An 18,510-nucleotide genomic window follows, 5' to 3' on the forward strand; every position below is an offset into this window, starting at 1 on the left:
CGGTACCCGAGTTGGGCCGGATTCCCGGGGATTTAGGTGCCGCCGGTCCCCGGTTTACGGCCCTTAAACGCCGCCGGCCCGCGGTCCCGTTGGGAACGGGAGCGCGGGCCGGTACAGGCGGCCGATGTTAGGCCTCGAGCACCACGGGAATGATCATGGGCTTGCGGCGCAGCTTGCGGTTGACCCAGGTGCCCACCACGCGGCGGACCACCTGCTGGAGCTGGTGGCTGGTGTGGTCCGCGTGGTTGAGGACGGCTTCCTCCAGCGCGGCGTTGATCTTGGGGATGATGTCGTCGAAGACGGAATCATCTTCTGCCACGCCGCGGGCGTGGATCTCCGGCCCGGACACCACCTTGCCGGTGGCCCGGTGGATGACCGTGATGATGGAGATGAACCCTTCGTCACCGAGGATCCGGCGGTCCTTGAGGTCGGCGTCGGTGATCTCGCCCACGCTGGAGCCGTCCACGTAGATGAAGCCGACTTCCACCTGTCCCACCACGTCAGCCCGGTGGTCCTTGAGGTCGATGACCGTGCCGTTGTCGGCGAGGATGACGCTTGCTTCGGGAACGCCGGACTCGATGGCGATCTTGCCGTTGGCGATGAGGTGGCGGGTTTCACCGTGCACCGGCATGGCGTTCAGCGGCTCGAGGATGTTGTAGCAGTACAGGAGCTCCCCCGCCGCGGCGTGGCCGGAGACGTGCACCTTGGCGTTGCCCTTGTGGATCACGTCGGCGCCCAGCTTCAGCAGCCCGTTGATGATCCGGAAGACGGCGTTCTCGTTGCCGGGGATGAGGCTCGAGGCGAGGATGACGGTGTCGCCGTCGCCCACCACCACCCGGTGGTCACCGTTGGCCATCCGGGACAGGGCGGCCATGGGCTCGCCCTGGGAACCGGTGGACATCAGCACCACGCGGTTGTCCGGCAAGTTGTCGATGTTCTTGATGTCGACGATGAGGCCCGCCGGGACATCCAGGTAGCCAAGTTTTTCGGCAATGGCCATGTTGCGGACCATGGAGCGGCCCACGAAGGCCACTTTGCGGTTGTGCTTGGCGGCTGCGTCCAGGACCTGCTGGACCCGGTGCACGTGCGAGGAGAAGGAGGCGACAATGATGCGCTTGGTGGCCTGGCCGAAAAGACGTTCCAGCGTGGGGCCGATTTCCTTTTCGGCAGTGGTGAATCCCGGGACGTCCGCATTGGTGGAGTCGGACATAAAGAGGTCCACGCCTTCCTCGCCGAGCTTGGCGAAGTGGCGGAGGTCCGTGATGCGTCCATCCAGCGGAAGCTGGTCCATCTTGAAGTCGCCGGTGTGCAGCACAGTGCCGCCGGCTGTCCGGATGAACACCGCCAGGGCGTCGGGAATGGAGTGGTTGACGGCCACGAACTCACATTCGAAGGGGCCGAACTTCTCCACCTGCCCTTCCTCAACCGTGAGCGTGTAAGGCCGGATGCGGTGCTCCTGCAGTTTCGCCTCGATCAGGGCGAGGGTGAGCTGGGAGCCCACAAGCGGGATGTCGTTGCGGCGCCGGAGCAGGTACGGAACGGCTCCGATGTGGTCTTCGTGTCCGTGGGTAAGCACCACGGCCACGACGTCGTCCAGCCGGTCCTCGATGTAGGAGAAATCGGGCAGGATCAGGTCAACGCCGGGCTGGGTTTCCTCGGGGAAGAGGACGCCGCAGTCCACGATCAGCAGCTTGCCGTCGATCTCGAACACGGCCATGTTCCGGCCGATCTCCCCCAGTCCGCCCAGCGGAACAATCCGGAGCGTTCCCTGCGGCAGGCGGGGAGGGGTGACAAGGCCGGTAAGGGCAGTTTGGGTCATATTGCACTACTTTCCAGGCGGAAGGGTGCTGGTCTTACTCCTCAGGAAAAGACCAGCCCCGCTTCCGCCAAATCCCCGCGGATGGTTTCGATCTCGGCTTCGTCCGGCTCCACGAGGGGCAAACGGACAATCGAGTTGGGCAGGACTCCCTGCCATTTAAGAATCTGCTTGGCCGCAACGGCCCCTTGGACCCGCGTCATGGTGGCGCGTACTACGGGCAGGAGTTCAAAGTTGATCTTCCGGGCGGTGCTGAGGTCGTTCGCGTTGACGGCGTCGATGAGCTCACGGAAGCGGCGCGTCGCCACGTGCGTCGTTACGCCCACGAGTCCGACGGCGCCCAGGGCCATCCACGGAAGGGTCAGTCCGTCGTCTCCGGAATAGAACAGGAGGTCCGTCTCGGCCATGACGCGGGCGGCAGCGACGAAGTCGGCCTTGGCATCCTTTACAGCCACGATGTTCGGGTGCTGCGCAAGCCGGATCATGGTGTCGGGCTCGATGGGGATGGAGGAGCGGCCGGGAATGTCGTACAGCATGACGGGTACGTCCACGGCGTTGGCGACGGTTTCGAAGTGCGCGCGGACACCGGCCTGGCTTGGCTTGTTGTAGTAAGGCGTCACCAGGAGGAGGCCGTCGACGCCGAGGGCTGCTGCCTGCTGGGACAGGTGGACCGAGTGGGCGGTGTCATTGGTGCCCGTGCCGGCGATGATCGCAGCCCGGCCGCCGACCGCGTCCTTGACGGCGCGGAACATGCCGAGGTTTTCCTCGTCGGTGAGGGTAGAGGTTTCGCCTGTGGTTCCGGTGACCACCAGGCCGTCGCAGCCGTCGTCCACCAGCTTGCTGGCCAGGGCTGCGGCCTGCTCATAATCCACTGCGCCGTCCTTGGTGAACGGTGTGACCATGGCGGTCAGAAGAGTACCAAGGGCAGGGAGATGCGCGGATGTGTCAGCCATGGAAAAAACGTTACCCTGTCCGCGGCTGGTTAGGACAATGCCAGGGGCGTGATGCACGTCAAATAACCGACTGGCTTCGCCTCCGACCCGCTGGCGGCGCCCCCACCGTCCACCATTTTCCGGGCACCGACTGCCTCCCCTGGCACGGCCGCCGGGCCTCCCGGCCGCAAAGCCCACTGCCGGAAAGCCCGCGGCCGGCAAACCTGGCAACCTGAGCTGCCGGCGGCAAGGAAGCGATGCGCCGCCGAACCACGACCGGAGCAGCCGGCGGTCAGGAAGCGGATACACCGGCTGTCAGGAAACGATGCACCGCCGACCTTGGTGCCCTGAGCTGCCGCAGGTCAGGAGGCGGAGTGCCGGGCAGGGCGGGCTGCCTCCGCCGGCGCCTGGCACTCCGGCGGGTGGCAATACCGTCCGACGGCGGCCTGGCGCAGGTCCTCGGCCCAGGACGACAGCCGCTGGGCGGCCCTGACGTAATGGAAGAGCTCTACGGGTGTGAGGGCATCGATGTCTGTCTCGGCGAGGCGCCGCGCCAGCTCTGCGCCCTCCGGCTGGGCGGCGAGGCTGATGCCCTCCCGCTGCCACTGGACATCCTCGGGCGGCCGGCCGGCCACCAGCTGACGGAAGAGGTAGTCAACGACCCCCGGACTCATGGCCCTTGCAAGCCCGGCAGTGCCGGGCTGATCCGCAGGGCTTACGGATGATGGAGTGTACATGGCGGCAATCTTATTCGAACATATATTCGAATACAAGGATGTCGTGCCGGCAGGTCCGGCACAGGCAGGTGTGAGACGATCTGGTCATGACGTCCCGTAATGCGGCCAGAACGTCCCGGAAATCCGGCGGGCAGCCCGTCACGGGGCGCCTCCACGGCATCGACGCGGCCCGTGGTCTCGCCCTGCTGGGAATGATGGCCACCCATCTGCTCCCCACCTTCGAATCCAACGCCGAGCTGACCCCCACCTGGATCGGCCTCACGTTTTCGGGAAGGGCGGCGGCGCTGTTCGCCGTCCTGGCAGGGGTGGGCCTGGCCTTGTCCACGGGAAAGCACAGGCCGCTGCAGGGCCCGGACCTCTCCGCCGCCCGCCGCGGCATCGCTCTGCGAGCCCTGGTGATTGCCGCCGTCGGACTGACTTTGGGCGGGCTGGAAGTCAACCTTGCCATCATCCTGGTCCACTACGCCGTGCTGTTCCTGTGCGTCCTGCCCTTCCTGGGCATGGGGCTGAAGCGGCTCTGCGCCTGGGCGGGCGGCTGGATCCTGGGCTCCCCCGTCCTGGCATACCTGCTGCGCCCGTGGCTCCTGGCTGCCGAGCCTCCGCTCAAGCTGGGCCACAACCCGTCCTGGGAGGACCTTGCCACCCCGTCACGGCTGCTGGCTGACCTGTTCTTCACTGGCTATTACCCCGTGTTCCAGTGGCTCTCTTACCTGCTGGTAGGGCTCATTGTTGGCAGGCTGGTGCTGGCCAGGGCGATGCTTCCGGTGGTCCTCCTGGTGGCCGGTTCGGTGGTTGCCGTCCTGGCCAAAACCCTGGGCGTCACCGCGATGGAAAGCTGGGGCGGCCGCGCTGCCCTGGAGGACGTCCTCAATTCCCCCGGCTATCCGTTGGGCAGCGTTCTGCAGGTCAACCTGACGGGCATTCCACAGGAGGGTTCGTGGTGGTGGCTGGCGTCCGCGGCGCCGCACTCGGCAACGACACTTGACCTGCTGCACACGTCCGCCGTGGCCGTGGCAGTGATTGGCGCATGCCTCCTGCTGGGCCGGCTGGCCGAGTGGGTGGACCTGGACCTGCTGCTGCCGTTGCGGGGTGCGGGTGCAATGACCCTGACCCTGTACACGGTCCACGTGTGGGTGGTCTCCGGGTTCTACCTCAAGCCCCTGCCCGCCGGCTGGACCGAGGACGGGATGTACTTTGCCCAGGCTGCCACTGCCGTCATCGTGGGCATGGTGTTCGTGCTGTTGAAGTGGCGCGGCCCTCTCGAGTGGCTGGGGCACGCGGCAAACCAGGTGGGCCGGGGAAACGTCAGGGCTGTCCGGTAAGGGCCTGGCGTTACCGAACCCTAGGCGGGGGCGTTGCCCTGGAAGAGCCTGACGGCGTCACGCATGGAGGCCCGGGCACGCTTGCGGTCCCCAGCGGCGTCATAGGCGCAGCTCAGCCGGAACCAGGAACGCCAGTCGTCCGGGGCAGCCTCGGCCTCGGCCTTGTACTTCTCGAACTCGGCATCCGCTGCCGAGCGGACAATCCGGCCGGCAGGCGTCCTGGGCAGTTCATCCACCGGCAGGCCGCCCTCGGCCTCCAGGACCTTTGCCATCTGCTCGGTCCGGGCCCCGAACATCAGTTCCCTGATCAGCGCCCAGGCGCCGATGACCGGAAGCACCAGATAGGCAGCCCCGATCGCCTGGGCCGCCAGGTTGCTGTCCGTCAGGAGAAGGATGGAACGCTGGAAGGACACCACCAGGTAGAAGACCAGCAAAAGGGTTACCGCCCCAACCCAGATCTTGGTGCGGTTCTTCCGGAACCCGGCCAGCAGTGCGCCCATGGCCTAGAGCCCCAGGTCCAGGTAGCCGTCCAGGCCCACCGTCAGTCCGGGGTGGGCAGCCACGTTGCGCAGGCCAAGGAGCACGCCGGGCATGAAGGAAGCGCGGTCAAAGGAGTCGTGGCGCAGGGTCAGCTGCTCGCCGGAACCGCCCAGCAGGACTTCCTGGTGTGCCACCAGTCCCCGGAGGCGCACACTATGGACGCGCACGCCGTCAACCTTGCAGCCCCGTGCTCCTGCCAGCTCAGAGGTGGTGGCGTCCGGGCTCGGCGGAATCTCTGCGGCGTTGCGTTCTGCCGCGATCAGCTGCGCCGTGCGGACCGCGGTACCGGAGGGGGCATCCACCTTGTCCGGGTGATGGAGCTCGATGATCTCCACGGATTCAAAGTACTTGGATGCCTTGGCCGCAAAGGCTGAAGCGAGCACGGAACCCAGGGCAAAGTTCGGAGCAATCAGGACGCCCGTTTCCGGGTGGTTTGCCAGCAGGCCTTTCAGCCCGGACAGGCGCTCTGCATCCCAGCCGGTGGTGCCCACTACGGCGTGGATACCATGCTCGACGGCGAAGCGGACGTTCGCTTCGGTGCTTTCCGGCACGGTCAGGTCCACAACATACTGCGCGCCGGCGGCGGTGATCCGGTCCAGCGAATCGCCCCGGCCCAGGGCCGCCACGAGCTTCATGTCTGTCGCTGCTTCAATGGCTTTAACGGCTTCGGCGCCCATGCGCCCGTTCGCGCCCAGCACGGCAACTGGCATGGGAGCAGGGAGTTGTTCGGTCATGGCCTTAACCCTACCGGCGGGGCCTTGACGCGGAGGAACCAGGGACTGTGCATTACCTCGCAGGAACAGGGCGGGTGTCACCCCTTCGATGATCCACCAGCCGGAGCAGCAGCGTCAGCTGCCGGCACCCACCCATTCAACAGTGCCGTCAACGAAGAACTGTTCCTTCCAGATGGGCACCTGCTCCTTGATCCTGTCCACCAGTTCCGAACACACGGCAAAGGCCTGCCCGCGATGGGCCGCGGACACGGCGCACACCAGCGCGGGATCACCGATTTCCAGCATGCCGATCCGGTGCGCCGCCCAGATCCGGACGGGCTGTGGGGATGGGCCGGTGGCGCCGCCATCCCGTTGGGCCTGCTGCTCGGCCGCAAGGCGGGCAACGACGTCGGCCATCACTTGGTGGGCCGTGGGGTGCGCGCTGTAGCTCAGCCGCTCAACTGCCTTGCCGTCGTCGTGGTTGCGCACCACGCCGCTGAAACTGACTACCGCGCCTGCGGTGTCACTTTCCACCGCAGCAATGGCCTGGTCCACCGAGATGGGTTCCGCGCTCAGGACCGCGTTGACTACCTCGAAAGCTGCTTCAGTGCCCATGTCCGCCTTCCAGCTGGTCGCAAAGGTGCCCGATTACCGGGTCAAGGACTGTCAGCCCGTCCATGACGCCCTTCGGTGATCCGGGCAGGTTGATGATGAACGTGCTTCCAGCCGCACCGGCATAGCCGCGGCTGAGGGCCGCCAGCGGGGTTTTCGCGGCTCCGGCACGGCGGACCGCCTCCATGATGCCGGGAATCTCGCGGTCCAGCAGGGGCAGGGTGACGTCGGGGGTCCGGTCGTCCGGGCTGAGGCCCGTGCCGCCGCTGGTGATGACGACGGCGGGGCGCTGGGTCAGGAGGGCGCGGATGGCTGCACCTACCGGCTCGCCATCGGGGACCACCATGGCGGGGAACACGTCAAAGCCGTGTTCGGTGAGCCAGTCGGTGATCACGGGACCGGTTTCGTCGTCGTAGATCCCGGCCGCTGCACGGGTGGAAGCAATAACGACGCCGGCCTTGCGGCCCTGCACGTCGCCGTGGCGGTGCGGCTCGGGGGCATTCAAAGTGCCGGGGCTGCTCACAGTGTCCAGTCCCCGCTCTTGCCGCCGCTTTTGGCCAGCACCTTGATGTCGGTGAGGACGGCATGCTTGTCCACTGCCTTGACCATGTCGTACACGCTCAGCGCGGCAACGGAGGCAGCAGTAAGTGCTTCCATCTCCACGCCGGTAACGCCGCGGGTCTTGACCGTGGCGAGGATGGAAACGGAGTCCGCTGCCAGCTCGAAGTCCACGGTGACCTTGGACAGGGGAAGCGGATGGCACAGCGGAATCAGTTCAGGGGTTTTCTTGGCGGCCATGATCCCGGCAACCCGTGCCACGGCCAGGGCGTCCCCCTTGGGCAGGCCGCCCGAGCCCAGCAGGCCCATCACCTCGGCGGTGGTGCGGAGCGTGGCGGTGGCGGTGGCCTCACGGGTGGTTTCGGCTTTGGCGGATACATCCACCATCTGGGCGCTGCCGTCCTGGCGCAGGTGCGTCAGCGCGGCCGGGGTCTGTTCTGCATTCACAGCATCCATACTTCCACCTCCGCCCCTGCCGCGAGCGCGGCCACTCCTTCCGGAACATGGACCAGCACATTGGAGCCGGCGAGCGCATGCATCAGGTGCGAGCTTTCCCCGCCCTGCAACTCCACGGTTCCATCCGCCCCAAGGCTGCCACGGCGGACCTGGTGTTTGTGCCCGGGTGAGGTCAGCGGCTGGCTGAGCCGGGCGCGGACCGGCAGGCGGGGCGCCGGGGCGCCCAGCAGGCCGGCAAGGACGGGGCGGAGGAACATTTCAAACGACACCAGGCAGCTCACCGGGTTGCCGGGGAACCCGAGGAAGGGCCGGCCTTCGAAGGTGCCGATCCCCTGCGGACCGCCCGGCTGCATGGCCACGTGCAGGAACTCGACCGGCTGGTCCGCCATGGCCTGCCGGACCACTTCGTAGGCGCCCTTGCTGACCCCGCCGGTGGTCACGATCAGGTCGGCTCCCGCGCCCTCTTCCCTCAGCAGCGTCCTGAGCCGGTCCGGGTTGTCCGTGGCGATGCCGGCGCGGCGGACCTGCAGTCCTGCCTGTTCCATGGCGGCTTCCAGGAGCGTCCCGTTGGAGTCGAAGATCTTGCCGGGCGGAAGCTCACGGCCGGGCTCCACCACTTCGTCACCCGTGGTGACCAGCAGGACTGTCACGGCCTGGAAAACGGTCACCTCCGGCAGGCCCAGCGCGGCCAGGAGCCCCAGCTGGGCCGGGCCAAGGAAGGTGCCCGCAGCCAGGGCCGTCCCGCCGGCCTGGACGTCGCTTCCTGCCGCCCGGACAAACGTGCCTGCCGCCGCGGGTGGCAGCCAGACGGTGGCGTCTTCCTTTGGCTGGGCGGTGGCTGGCAGGAAGCGGTCCGGAACGGCCCGCTCGATAGGGACGACGGCGTCGGCCCCCGAGGGGAGCATCGCTCCCGTCATGATCGGCGCAGCCATGCCGGGTTGCAGTGCTCCAGGGCTTGCGCCCGCTGGAACGGGAGGCATAATGCCCAGCTCTGCACCGCCGTCGGGCACGTCGATTGAACGGATGGCATAGCCGTCCATTTGGGAGTTGACGAAGGGCGGCAGGCTGATGGGCGCACGCACGTCCGCCACCAGACCGCGGCCCAGGGCACGGGCCAAGGGCAGCGTTTCCGTCCGGTGCCCGGCCCGCAAAGGCTCCAACAGTGCAGTAACGGCTGCTGCGTGCTCGGCCACGGACCTCGCCTGGTGCTTTGCGTCAGCGTGCTGTGCGTCTGCGTGCTGCCGCGGGTGCTCCGTCCCGTGCGCTGCCGGTGCTGCAGGCGTTCCATGCGGTTGCGGGCTGGCCATGGTTCCGCCTTCAGTTCGAGCGTTCAGGGTGTCACGTCCACTCTAATCGTGTGGAGGCCGGTGGCTCCGTCCGGGACAACCGGCCGGCTCCGTTCGTCCTGGACCTGTCCCGCAAGGTCCGTGGCACGGACCTGGACTTCATACTGGCCCTCCGTCAGCTCCACGCCGAGTTTCCACTGGTACCACGTGTCCACCGAGATGCCTTCTGCCAGGTGCGCCTGCTGCCACGGTCCGCGGTTCAGCCGCAGTTCCACTTTTCCAATACCTGTGTGCTGTGCCCACGCCACGCCGCCGAACACTACTGTTCCGGCCTTCACTGGACGGCCGTTCCGCGGCACGTCGATCCTCGAGGAGGTCTTGATGGGTCCGCGCTCGGACCAGCCCCGGGGCGTCCAGTAGGCGGCGTCATCCGCGAACCGGGTGACTTTCAGCTCCGTGACCCATTTGGTGGCGGACACGTACCCGTACAGGCCGGGCACTACCAGCCTGACAGGGAATCCGTGCTCCAGGGGCAGCGGTTCGCCGTTCATGGCGACGGCAAGCAGGGCGTCCCTGCCGTCGCCGAGTACCTCAAGCGGCGTGCCGGCAGTCCAGCCGTCGGCACTCTTTGACAACACCATGTCCGCATCGGCCAAGGGCCCGGCCAGTGCCAGCAGTTCGCGCACCGGCCAGCCCAGCCAGCGGGCATTGCCGATCAGGTCTCCGCCCACGTTGTTGGACACGCAGGCAATGGTGGTGTGGCGTTCGGTCAGGGGTTTGGCCAGGAGATCGGCGAAGGTCAGTTCCACCTCCCGGTCCACCAGTCCGGTGACTTTGAGAACCCACGTGGCAGGGTCCACGGCGGGGACTGCCAGGGCGGTGTCGATCCGGTAGAAGTCTTTGTTGGGCGTGACCAGCGGCTGCAGGCCGTCGACCTTGGCCTCCGCCGCCGCCGGTATGGCCGGCGCCGGGGATGCTGGAACCGGCAGCGCCACGCGGCTCCTGGCCTCGCTGGCAATGGCTGCAGCACCCCGCCAGGCTCCCGCCAGCAGGCCTCCTGCCGCAGTGAACGCCGCTCCCCCGGCCAACGCCTGGAGGAAGCGGCGGCGTGCCGACGGCGCGCCGCCTGCCGGTACGGCAGCCGGCGCCGGCGTCCTCCCGGCGTCCCAATCCTGGAGCCTGCGGACGAGGAACCTCAGCAGAAGTACGGCGGCGACGGCGGTGAGCACCGCCAGCACTGCCGCGTTGGCACTGGCCTGGGCCCGGGTCAAAACGGCGGCCAAGCCCACCATGCCAAAGAGGCCGATCAGTGCGGTGCCGGCAAAGCGCTTGTGGTATCCCAGGACTCCTGCCGGGGCGGCCGCCAAGGCCATCACCAGGGCGATGCCCACCAGGAGTGCTGCCTTGTCCGCCGTGCCGAATACGGTTATGGCCCAGTCCTTGACGCCCGGCGGCACGGCATCAACGACGGCACCTCCGACAGCTGTGACGGGTGACAGCGAGGGACTGAAGAATCCGGCCAGCAGTTCCCCCAGCACTGCGGCGCTTCCCACGGCAACCACGCCGGCGGCTGCTGCCGCACGCGCTGGCTGCCGCGGCCCGCCGTCGTGAATTGCCTGCTGCGGAACCACCGGGCCCGGCGCCGCCTGCCCTGGCACAGCCTGACCCGGTATTGCCTGGCCCGGCTGCGAAGCCGCCAGCCGCGAAGGCTCCGCGCGCGCTGGCTGCCGCGGCCCGTCGTCGTGCCTTGCCTGCCTTGGCTCGGAGCTGCTCACACCTCCAGCTTAGATTCGCGGACTGCGCATGGCGCCGTTCCCCGGCTTGCTGTTTCCGGCGTTCGCCACCCCGGGTGTGATGTGCGCCCCAAGGTGGCGTAGCCTGAATCCATGAGTGTCCAGCTAGGAATGCCGCAGCCACGGGAGGAAGCAGACGCGCCCCTGCCGTCGGTCCCGGCGGCACGCCCGGGGGATGCGCCGGCAGGGCTGGCAGACCGTTATGGCCGCCGGGCGACGGACATGAGGCTGTCCCTGACTGACAAATGCAACCTGCGCTGCACCTACTGCATGCCGGCAGAAGGCCTGGAGTGGCTTTCGAAGCAGGCGGTGATGACCGCTGCGGAGATCGTCCGGATCGTGGACATTGGGGTGGGGCAGCTGGGAGTCCGCGAGCTGCGGCTGACTGGCGGCGAACCGCTGGTCCGGCACGACCTCGTGGACATCATTGCCGCCCTGCGAAGCAACCACCCGGACCTGCCGATCTCCATGACCACCAACGGGGTGGGCCTGGCGAAGAAGGCGGCCGCCCTGAAGGCTGCCGGACTGACCCGGATCAACGTGTCCCTTGACTCGCTGCACGAGGAAACCTTTACCCAGCTGACCCGCCGGCCGTTCCTGGACCAGGTGCTGGCGGGCGTGGATGCCGCGTGGGCTGCGGGCCTCGGGCCGGTCAAGCTCAACGCGGTGCTGATGCGTGGAATCAACGACGCCGAGGCACCGTCCCTGCTGGATTGGGCCCTGGGCCGCGGCTACGAGCTTCGCTTCATCGAGCAGATGCCGCTGGACGCCGACCATGGCTGGACGCGGCGGAACATGATCACCGCTGCCGAAATCCGGCAGCTGCTCTCCGCTGACTTTGTCCTCAGCCCCGACTCCCGCGCCCGCGACGGTGCTCCTGCAGAACGTTTTGAAGTACGACGACGGACGGCAGGGTCCGATCATGGGTCCGGTCCGGTGCTGGGAACCGTTGGAATCATTGCGTCCGTGACTGAACCTTTCTGTTCCGACTGCCGCCGCACCCGGATCACAGCAGAGGGCAAAATCATGAGCTGCCTGTTTTCCCGCGAGGAGTTCGATCTGCTGGGCCTCCTGCGCACCGGGGCAAGCGATGAAGCCCTCGCCCGGCGGTGGCAGGACGCAATGTGGCTTAAGCCGAAGGCCCACGGAATGGACCACGTGGGACTTGATGCTCCGGACTTCGTCCAGCCGGACCGCAGCATGAGCGCCATCGGGGGCTGAATTCTTTGAACGTACGTTACTTCGCTGCCGCACGCGCTGCTGCGGGCCTCGAGGAGGAGACCTTTGACCTGGCGCCGGGCGCCACCGTTGCGGACCTCCTCGACGCCGTCCGGTCCATGGAGCGCCCCGAGCCTCCTGCCGGGACTCCCCCGCTGCCCCGCATCCTGTCCCGGAGCAGTTTCCTGCTCAACGAAGTGGCGGTGCGTGACCACTCAGTTGTGTTAAAAGCGGACGACGTGGTGGACGTTCTGCCTCCTTTCGCCGGGGGCTAGGGACCGCCTTTTCCGGCCGGTCCATTTGCCCAGCCCTGATTGTCAGACCCTCCCCCGATGATTAGTACATGGGCAGGGAAACGGTGGTGAAGGCGTTTGCGGATATCAGGGCCGCCCTTGCCGTGCTCAATGCTGAGGTGGACGCGTGTGGTTCGGAGACGTTCTCGGCTGCTGATCCGTTGGCCGGGCTGGCCGATGGGAACTTGGACATTCTCGCCGGCGCCAAGGAAGCAGAAGCCGGACTGGCGGGTTTGAAGGCCCGGGCTGCCATGAAGTACGTCGACACCGCCCATGCCCTGGCCCCTCCCGGGGCGCCGGTGCAGGCCCGGGAGATGGCTATCGCAGCTGAGATCGGGGCAGTGCTGACCATCGGGCCGCGGGCCGCAAGTGCGTTCCTGTCCGAATCCCACGCGCTGACCACCACCTTGCCCCTGACACTCTCGGCCCTGCAGGCCGGTTCGCTCTCCTGGCAGCACGCCCGGGGCATGGCGGACGAGGCGGCCACCCTCGACCCCGCCGGCGCCGCAGCCCTCGAAGCCCACTTCCTCGACCCGGACACACCAAGACCGGCCACCGCGGCCACGATCGGGGAGATGCCCGCGCACCGGTTCCGGCATAAAGCCCGGACCTGGCGGGAACGCCACCACGCCGAATCCATCGAGAAGCGCCATGCCAAGGGTGTGGCGGACCGGCGGGTCGAATACAGGCCGGATCAGGACGGCATGGCCTGGCTCTCGGCCTATCTCCCCGCCCACCAGGCCATGGCAGGCTGGAACCGGCTCAACGCACTCGCCAGGGCCGCACAAGGACCCAACGAACCCCGCACCTTCACCCAAATACGGGCCGACACATTCGCCCAAGCGATCCTCAGCAGCGGCACCAATGGCGGTAGTGGTGACGGCTCCAGCGTTCCTGCAGACACCAGCGCCGTCAACGGCGCCAGCAGTCGCGTTGATGGTGACAGTCCAAGCGTCCTTGCAGGCAACGGTGCCAGCGACAGCGGCGGTGCACGTGCCAGCGACGGGGCAGGTGCAGGTGCAGCAACAGATTCCGCCCCGTCGTCGTCGATCCGGGCGCAGGTCCTCATCACGGTGCCGGTGTTCTCGCTGATGGGACTGACCGACGAACCAGCCATGCTCGACGGCTTCGGACCCATCCCGCCGTCCATGGCCCGGAAACTCGTCGCCGACGGCGCCGACTCCTTCCACCGTGTCCTGGTTAATCCGAGGGACGGGGCCCCGTTGGAGATCGGGCGGACCAGCTACCGGGTCACCAAAGCCATGCGGAACTGGCTCCGGCTGCGGGACGGCACATGCCCCTTCCCCGGCTGCAGCAACAGTTCACTGGATAACGAAGCAGACCACCTCCTTGCCTGGCACCACGGCGGCACCACCGGGATCAGCAACCTCGGACAGCCTTGCCCCAAACACCACAAACTCCGCCACACCACCGGCTGGACACCAACACCGGCCACGAAAAACGAACCACCCGGCTGGACTTCACCCACCGGCCGGCATTACAAAAGCGAACACCAGGACTGGGAACCACCCCATTTGCCTGGCTGGCTGGCTTCTTCATGGATGACTGACGTCCGCGAGCCGGGCAGAGGTTCAGTAGGCCATGCCGCCAATACAGGGATGCCTGATGACGAGGATCCTCCCCTTGTTGACCTGCCGGAATTTGAGATTCCGGAAGACCCGGGAGTAGCGGAGTGCGACCTGCCGCAGGATCATTTCGGCGAGTTCTATTTGATGCTGGCGTTATCGGGACATGTTGTGGCCGAGACACGAGAATAGACACCACTGGAGCCGCGGGGGTGCATTCCGGTAGTACGCCACAGCCGTGGGTCATCCCGCCTGTGGTGCGCCAGGGTCACGCCGGTACCGCGACGTCATGAAGGGCTTATATGAGTCCGCAGCCCCGTTTGCGGCGCTACGGTCGCGGAGATCCGTGCCGGAAGGGTCATCCCGGCGGAGTTCGGCGATGTCCAAGAGGAGTCCCTCGCTGACACTTAAGGTATGGCGCGTGGAACCCGCTCCGGTGTGGCGTTCCACCTGGAGGACCCCGTCATGCCAGGTGCAGCGCGCCGGGGCCGCCGGGGCCGGGCTCATACTGTTGACGTAGTACCAGAAAACATCTTGGCGGTCCGGGTCAACAGTGAAGATGCCGTGGCCTTCGAAGTGGCCGCCGTCGGGTTCAGTGTGTCGGTAGCTCTGCACCACCGCCAAACCGCCGGCAACCAGGGTGAACGTCATTTCCGCGTCAACTGACCGTTCCGGGCCCCAGGGGCCGGGCTCTAGCCGCGTGGTTCCCCGCCAGCGTCCCAGCAGGCTCGCCAGCGCCGGGTGGCCAGGATCGATTCGGGGCCGGTCCATATGTTGTCCTCCCCTCACCCGGGCAATGACCTGCCCTCAGGGGTTCATCCTAAGCCTGCGGCCCGGAAGTCAGAAGCCGAAGGTTTCGGTCTCCTCGAACGGTCCCACCACGGTCACGGTCCGCGGCGCTGCAGCCAATTCGGCCGCAAGTTCCTGCACCTGTTCGGCGGTGACAGCCTTGATCAGGCGCAGCGTTTCGTCGATGTCCTGGTATTCGCCGGAGACGAGCTCGGCCCGGCCCAGCCGGGACATCCGGGAACCGGTGTCCTCCAGCGCCAGCACAATTCCGCCACCCAGCTGGCCAACGGCCTTGCGGAGCTCGTCCTCGGAAATCCCGTGCTCCGCGAGCTTGTCCAGTTCCACAGCCAGCAGCTCCAGCACCTGGCGGACCTTGGACGGTGTGCACCCGGCGTACATGCCGAAATAGCCTGCATCCGCATAGGAAGACGCAAAGGAGTAGGTGGAGTAGACGAGGCCGCGCTTCTCCCGGATCTCCTGGAACAGGCGCGAGGACATGCCGCCGCCCAGCACGGCATTCAGGACGCTCATGACGTAGCGCCTCTCGTCCGTGGCAACGATGGTGGGGCAGCCCATGATGATGTTGGCCTGCTCTACGGCCCGCTTGACCACGTGCAGGCCAGCCGTTCCCGTGATGAGGGCGCGGTCGGTGGACCTGCGTTCCACCGGTGCGGCGTCGGACTCGAGCGACCAGCCTGCCGACTGGAGGGCATCCACCACGAGGTTGCAGACGACGTCGTGGTCCAGTCCCCCAGCTGCCGTGATGACCAGCTCATCGGGCCGATAGTACCGCTGGTAGTGTTCCCACACAGAGTCGCGGGCTACAGCCTTGATGGCGTCGGGGGTGCCGCCGATGGGGCGGCCGAGGGGGTGGCTGCCAAGAACGGCAGCCACAAAATGCTCGTGGGCGACGTCGGTGGGGTCATCGCTGTCCATGGCGATTTCCTCCAGGATGACATCGCGCTCCTGCTCCATCTCGGCAGGATCCAGGACGGCTCCGGTGATCATGTCCGCGATGACGTCAATGGCCATGGGCAGGTCGGTATCCAGGACCCGTGCGAAGTAGCACGTGCTCTCCTTGGCTGTGGCAGCGTTTGACTCGCCGCCCACCTCGTCAAAGGCAGAGGCAATCTCCAGCGCGGTGCGCCGCCTGGTGCCCTTGAACAGGAGGTGCTCCAGGAAGTGGGTGGAGCCGTGCTGTCCCGGTGCCTCATCCCGCGAACCGACCCCCACCCAGAAACCAATAGTGGCCGACCGCTGCCCGGGCATCGCCTCGGTGAGTACCCGCACTCCCCCGGGCAGCACCGAACGCCGGACTTCGGAGCCGCCGTCGGAACCGTGGACCAGGGTGTCGCCAGGGTGGTTCTGCTCAAGCGGCAGGGGTACAACAGTCATTGAGGCCTTTCAAAAGGGGCAGCCGGGATCTGGCTGCCATCGTAACAGCGGCGGGGCCGGTGGATCATCCACCGGCCCCGCCGATTCATACTTCAACCTGCAGGCTGTGCCCGCACGGCGGATTGCTAGACGTCAGCGCCTTCAGCCGGTTCCGTGGCGTGGGCACGCTCGGTCTCGTCCGCGGCGCCTTCTTCCTCGGCAACTACGGGGGCAAGCGAGAGCTTTCCACGGTCGTCGATCTTGGTGATTTCCACCTGGACCTTCTGGCCGACGGAAACAACATCCTCGACGTTGTCCACGCGCTTGCCGTTGGCCAGCTTGCGCAGCTCGGAGATGTGCAGGAGGCCGTCCTTGCCCGGGGTCAGCGAAACGAAGGCACCGAAGGTGGTGGTCTTGACGACCGTGCCCAGGTAGCGTTCACCGATTTCCGGGACCTGCGGGTTGGCGATGGCGTTGATGGCGGAGCGTGCTGCCTCGGCAGACGGACCGTTGGTGGCGCCAATGTAGACCGTGCCGTCGTCCTCGATGGAGATGTCGGCGCCGGTGTCTTCCTGGATCTGGTTGATCATCTTGCCCTTGGGGCCGATGACCTCGCCGATCTTGTCCACGGGGATCTTGACGGCGATCACGCGCGGTGCGAACTCGGAGAGCTCGTCCGGGGTGTCGATGGCCGAGTCGATGACCTCGAGGATGTGCAGGCGGGCTTCGCGGGCCTGCTTCAGGGCTGCTGCCAGCACGGAGGCGGGGATGCCGTCGAGCTTGGTATCCAGCTGGATGGCCGTCACGAACTCAGAGGTGCCGGCAACCTTGAAGTCCATGTCGCCGAAGGCATCTTCGGCGCCGAGGATATCGGTCAGGGCTGCGTAGCGGGTCTGGCCGTCAACCTGGTCGGACACCAGGCCCATGGCGATACCGGCAACGGCGGCCTTCAGGGGCACACCGGCGTTCAGCATCGAGAGGGTGGAGGCGCAGACGGAACCCATCGACGTCGAACCGTTGGAGCTCAGAGCCTCAGACACCTGGCGGATGGCATACGGGAACTCCTCGCGGGACGGCAGGACCGGCACGAGCGCGCGCTCTGCCAGTGCACCGTGGCCGATTTCGCGGCGCTTCGGGGAACCGACGCGGCCGGTTTCACCGGTGGAGTACGGCGGGAAGTTGTAGTTGTGCATGTAACGCTTGGTCTTGACCGGAGACAGCGAGTCGATCTGCTGTTCCATCTTCAGCATGTTCAGCGTGGTGACACCCATGATCTGGGTCTCGCCGCGCTCGAAGATGGCCGAGCCGTGGACGCGGGGCAGGACCTCAACTTCGGCGGTGAGCTGGCGGATGTCCGTCAGGCCGCGGCCGTCGATGCGGATCTGGTCCTTGAGGATGCGCTGGCGCACAACGTGCTTGGTGACCGAGCGGAATGCTGCGGACAGCTCCTTCTCGCGGCCTTCGAACTGGCCGGCCAGGGAAGAGGTGACCTCGTCCTTCAGAGCGTCGGAAGCATTGTCGCGCTCCTGCTTGTCGGCGATCTGGAAGACAGCGGTGAGCTTCTCAGCGGCAGCGGCCTCAACGGCGGCGTAAACGTCGTCCTCGTAGTCCAGGAAGACCGGGAACTCGACGGTGGGCTTGGCAGCGCGGGCTGCCAGGTCCGCCTGGGCGTCGCAGAGTGCCTTGATGAACGGCTTGGCAGCCTCGAGGCCCTCGGACACAACCTCTTCGGTGGGGGCGGTGGCGCCCTGTTCCTTGATGAGGTTCCAGGAGTTGTCCGTGGCTTCGGCTTCAACCATCATGATGGCGACGTCGTCACCGGCGACACGGCCGGCAACAACCATGTTGAACACCGAGTTCTCCAGCTGGGAGTGCTTGGGGAAAGCCACCCACTGTGAACCGTTCTCGTCGGCAACGAGGGCAACGCGGACGCCGCCGATGGGGCCGGAGAACGGCAGGCCGGACAGCTGGGTGGACATGGAGGAGGCGTTGATGGCCACCACGTCGTAGAGCTCATCCGGGTTGATGGCCAGGACTGTGACCACGATCTGGACCTCGTTGCGCAGGCCCTTGATGAAGGCGGGGCGCAGCGGACGGTCCATCAGGCGGCAGGCCAGGATGGCTTCGGTGGACGGGCGTCCTTCGCGGCGGAAGAACGAACCCGGGATGCGGCCGGCAGCGTACATGCGCTCTTCGACGTCGACCGTCAGCGGGAAGAAGTCAAAGCCTTCACGCGGGTGCTTGCCGGCAGTGGTGGCGGACAGCAGTGCGGTGTCGTCGTCGATGTACACCATTGCTGCGCCGGCTGCCTGCTTGGCAAGGCGGCCGGTTTCAAAGCGGATAACCCGCTTGCCGAATCGGCCGTTGTCAATGACTGCTTCTGAGAACTGGATTTCGGGACCCTCCAAGAGAGTCACCTCCGTTTCTGTTTTACGGAAGTCCAGCCGCATCAACCCAGCCAGCATCTGTCTACTGGCCCTGCACC

At 66.7% G+C, this 18,510-nt stretch carries 17 protein-coding genes; 4 read left to right on the forward strand and 13 right to left on the reverse strand.

Annotated features, from left to right (window positions below):
- Window positions 1-127 precede the first annotated feature (127 nt).
- The 3 genes from WHH00_RS11700 to WHH00_RS11710 all read right to left on the reverse strand — a co-directional run bounded on the left by WHH00_RS11700 (window position 128) and on the right by WHH00_RS11710 (window position 3,485).
- Window positions 128-1,819 carry a ribonuclease J gene (locus WHH00_RS11700; RefSeq protein ID WP_231456908.1) on the reverse strand — a complete coding sequence of 564 codons (1,692 nt, stop codon included), beginning with the start codon at window positions 1,817-1,819 and terminating at the stop codon, window positions 128-130.
- Window positions 1,820-1,860: 41 nt separating this feature from the next.
- Complete coding sequence (dapA, locus tag WHH00_RS11705) at window positions 1,861-2,769, reverse strand: 4-hydroxy-tetrahydrodipicolinate synthase (RefSeq protein WP_406632945.1); 909 nt, start codon at window positions 2,767-2,769, stop codon at window positions 1,861-1,863.
- 341 nt (window positions 2,770-3,110) lie between these two features.
- Complete coding sequence (locus WHH00_RS11710; RefSeq protein ID WP_406632947.1) at window positions 3,111-3,485, reverse strand: hypothetical protein; 375 nt, start codon at window positions 3,483-3,485, stop codon at window positions 3,111-3,113.
- Window positions 3,486-3,571: 86 nt separating this feature from the next.
- Between WHH00_RS11710 and WHH00_RS11715 the strand changes: the two genes are divergently transcribed.
- The gene (locus tag WHH00_RS11715) at window positions 3,572-4,807 is read left to right on the forward strand and encodes a heparan-alpha-glucosaminide N-acetyltransferase domain-containing protein (RefSeq protein ID WP_406632949.1); all 1,236 of its coding nucleotides are present in this window, start codon (window positions 3,572-3,574) and stop codon (window positions 4,805-4,807) included.
- 20 nt (window positions 4,808-4,827) lie between these two features.
- Here the strand turns inward: WHH00_RS11715 and WHH00_RS11720 are convergent, their stop codons facing one another.
- The 7 genes from WHH00_RS11720 to WHH00_RS11750 form a co-directional block, all read right to left on the reverse strand.
- Window positions 4,828-5,307, reverse strand: a complete 480-nt coding sequence (locus WHH00_RS11720; RefSeq protein WP_231456904.1) for a hypothetical protein — start codon at window positions 5,305-5,307, stop codon at window positions 4,828-4,830.
- Window positions 5,308-5,310: 3 nt separating this feature from the next.
- Window positions 5,311-6,081 carry a 4-hydroxy-tetrahydrodipicolinate reductase gene (gene dapB, locus WHH00_RS11725; RefSeq protein ID WP_406632951.1) on the reverse strand — a complete coding sequence of 257 codons (771 nt, stop codon included), beginning with the start codon at window positions 6,079-6,081 and terminating at the stop codon, window positions 5,311-5,313.
- Between the two features lie 114 nt (window positions 6,082-6,195).
- Window positions 6,196-6,675: a molybdenum cofactor biosynthesis protein MoaE gene (locus WHH00_RS11730; RefSeq protein WP_406632953.1), complete on the reverse strand. Its 480-nt coding sequence runs from the start codon at window positions 6,673-6,675 to the stop codon at window positions 6,196-6,198.
- The gene (locus WHH00_RS11735; RefSeq protein ID WP_350004632.1) at window positions 6,665-7,195 is read right to left on the reverse strand and encodes a MogA/MoaB family molybdenum cofactor biosynthesis protein; all 531 of its coding nucleotides are present in this window, start codon (window positions 7,193-7,195) and stop codon (window positions 6,665-6,667) included. Before WHH00_RS11735 ends, WHH00_RS11730 begins: the two co-directional genes overlap by 11 nt.
- Window positions 7,192-7,686, reverse strand: a complete 495-nt coding sequence (gene moaC, locus WHH00_RS11740; protein WP_406632956.1) for a cyclic pyranopterin monophosphate synthase MoaC — start codon at window positions 7,684-7,686, stop codon at window positions 7,192-7,194. The genes WHH00_RS11735 and moaC overlap by 4 nt, the downstream gene beginning before the upstream one ends.
- Window positions 7,674-8,993, reverse strand: coding sequence for a gephyrin-like molybdotransferase Glp (gene glp / locus WHH00_RS11745; protein ID WP_406632958.1), 1,320 nt, complete (start codon window positions 8,991-8,993; stop codon window positions 7,674-7,676). Before glp ends, moaC begins: the two co-directional genes overlap by 13 nt.
- Before the next feature lie 23 nt (window positions 8,994-9,016).
- Window positions 9,017-10,534, reverse strand: coding sequence for a molybdopterin-dependent oxidoreductase (locus WHH00_RS11750; protein ID WP_406638580.1), 1,518 nt, complete (start codon window positions 10,532-10,534; stop codon window positions 9,017-9,019).
- Between the two features lie 324 nt (window positions 10,535-10,858).
- Here WHH00_RS11750 and moaA point away from each other — a divergent pair, with 324 nt between their 5' ends.
- The 3 genes from moaA (at window position 10,859) to WHH00_RS11765 (ending at window position 14,054) form a co-directional block, all read left to right on the forward strand.
- Complete coding sequence (gene moaA, locus WHH00_RS11755) at window positions 10,859-11,986, forward strand: GTP 3',8-cyclase MoaA (RefSeq protein WP_406632960.1); 1,128 nt, start codon at window positions 10,859-10,861, stop codon at window positions 11,984-11,986.
- A 5-nt stretch (window positions 11,987-11,991) separates the two neighbouring features.
- Complete coding sequence (locus WHH00_RS11760) at window positions 11,992-12,258, forward strand: MoaD/ThiS family protein (RefSeq protein WP_231456897.1); 267 nt, start codon at window positions 11,992-11,994, stop codon at window positions 12,256-12,258.
- A 68-nt stretch (window positions 12,259-12,326) separates the two neighbouring features.
- Window positions 12,327-14,054 carry a DUF222 domain-containing protein gene (locus tag WHH00_RS11765; RefSeq protein WP_406632963.1) on the forward strand — a complete coding sequence of 576 codons (1,728 nt, stop codon included), beginning with the start codon at window positions 12,327-12,329 and terminating at the stop codon, window positions 14,052-14,054.
- 51 nt (window positions 14,055-14,105) lie between these two features.
- On the opposite strand, the gene WHH00_RS11770 is transcribed toward WHH00_RS11765, so the two are convergent.
- The 3 genes from WHH00_RS11770 to WHH00_RS11780 form a co-directional block, all read right to left on the reverse strand.
- Window positions 14,106-14,633: a DUF1579 family protein gene (locus tag WHH00_RS11770; protein ID WP_406632965.1), complete on the reverse strand. Its 528-nt coding sequence runs from the start codon at window positions 14,631-14,633 to the stop codon at window positions 14,106-14,108.
- Window positions 14,634-14,702: 69 nt separating this feature from the next.
- Window positions 14,703-16,046 (reverse strand): M16 family metallopeptidase, encoded by a 1,344-nt coding sequence (locus WHH00_RS11775; protein ID WP_406632967.1) that lies wholly within the window; start codon window positions 16,044-16,046, stop codon window positions 14,703-14,705.
- 125 nt (window positions 16,047-16,171) lie between these two features.
- Entirely contained in the window at window positions 16,172-18,433 is a 2,262-nt protein-coding gene (locus WHH00_RS11780; RefSeq protein WP_231457784.1) for a polyribonucleotide nucleotidyltransferase, read from the reverse strand.
- Window positions 18,434-18,510 lie beyond the last annotated feature (77 nt).

Origin of the sequence: Pseudarthrobacter quantipunctorum (genome assembly GCF_045291495.1) — a bacterium.
In the GTDB taxonomy this organism is placed as follows: Bacteria; Actinomycetota; Actinomycetes; order Actinomycetales; family Micrococcaceae; genus Arthrobacter; species Arthrobacter quantipunctorum.

Bases quoted from the DNA above. Each gene is read 5' to 3' on its own strand.
- WHH00_RS11700 (WP_231456908.1), bottom strand. From the start codon at position 1,819: ATGACCCAAACTGCCCTTACCGGCCTTGTCACCCCTCCCCGCCTGCCG.
- dapA (WP_406632945.1), bottom strand. From the start codon at position 2,769: ATGGCTGACACATCCGCGCATCTCCCTGCCCTTGGTACTCTTCTGACC.
- WHH00_RS11710 (WP_406632947.1), bottom strand. From the start codon at position 3,485: ATGTACACTCCATCATCCGTAAGCCCTGCGGATCAGCCCGGCACTGCC.
- WHH00_RS11715 (WP_406632949.1), top strand. From the start codon at position 3,572: ATGACGTCCCGTAATGCGGCCAGAACGTCCCGGAAATCCGGCGGGCAG.
- WHH00_RS11720 (WP_231456904.1), bottom strand. From the start codon at position 5,307: ATGGGCGCACTGCTGGCCGGGTTCCGGAAGAACCGCACCAAGATCTGG.
- dapB (WP_406632951.1), bottom strand. From the start codon at position 6,081: ATGACCGAACAACTCCCTGCTCCCATGCCAGTTGCCGTGCTGGGCGCG.
- WHH00_RS11730 (WP_406632953.1), bottom strand. From the start codon at position 6,675: ATGGGCACTGAAGCAGCTTTCGAGGTAGTCAACGCGGTCCTGAGCGCG.
- moaC (WP_406632956.1), bottom strand. From the start codon at position 7,686: ATGGATGCTGTGAATGCAGAACAGACCCCGGCCGCGCTGACGCACCTG.
- glp (WP_406632958.1), bottom strand. From the start codon at position 8,993: ATGGCCAGCCCGCAACCGCATGGAACGCCTGCAGCACCGGCAGCGCAC.
- moaA (WP_406632960.1), top strand. From the start codon at position 10,859: ATGAGTGTCCAGCTAGGAATGCCGCAGCCACGGGAGGAAGCAGACGCG.
- WHH00_RS11765 (WP_406632963.1), top strand. From the start codon at position 12,327: ATGGGCAGGGAAACGGTGGTGAAGGCGTTTGCGGATATCAGGGCCGCC.
- WHH00_RS11770 (WP_406632965.1), bottom strand. From the start codon at position 14,633: ATGGACCGGCCCCGAATCGATCCTGGCCACCCGGCGCTGGCGAGCCTG.
- WHH00_RS11775 (WP_406632967.1), bottom strand. From the start codon at position 16,046: ATGACTGTTGTACCCCTGCCGCTTGAGCAGAACCACCCTGGCGACACC.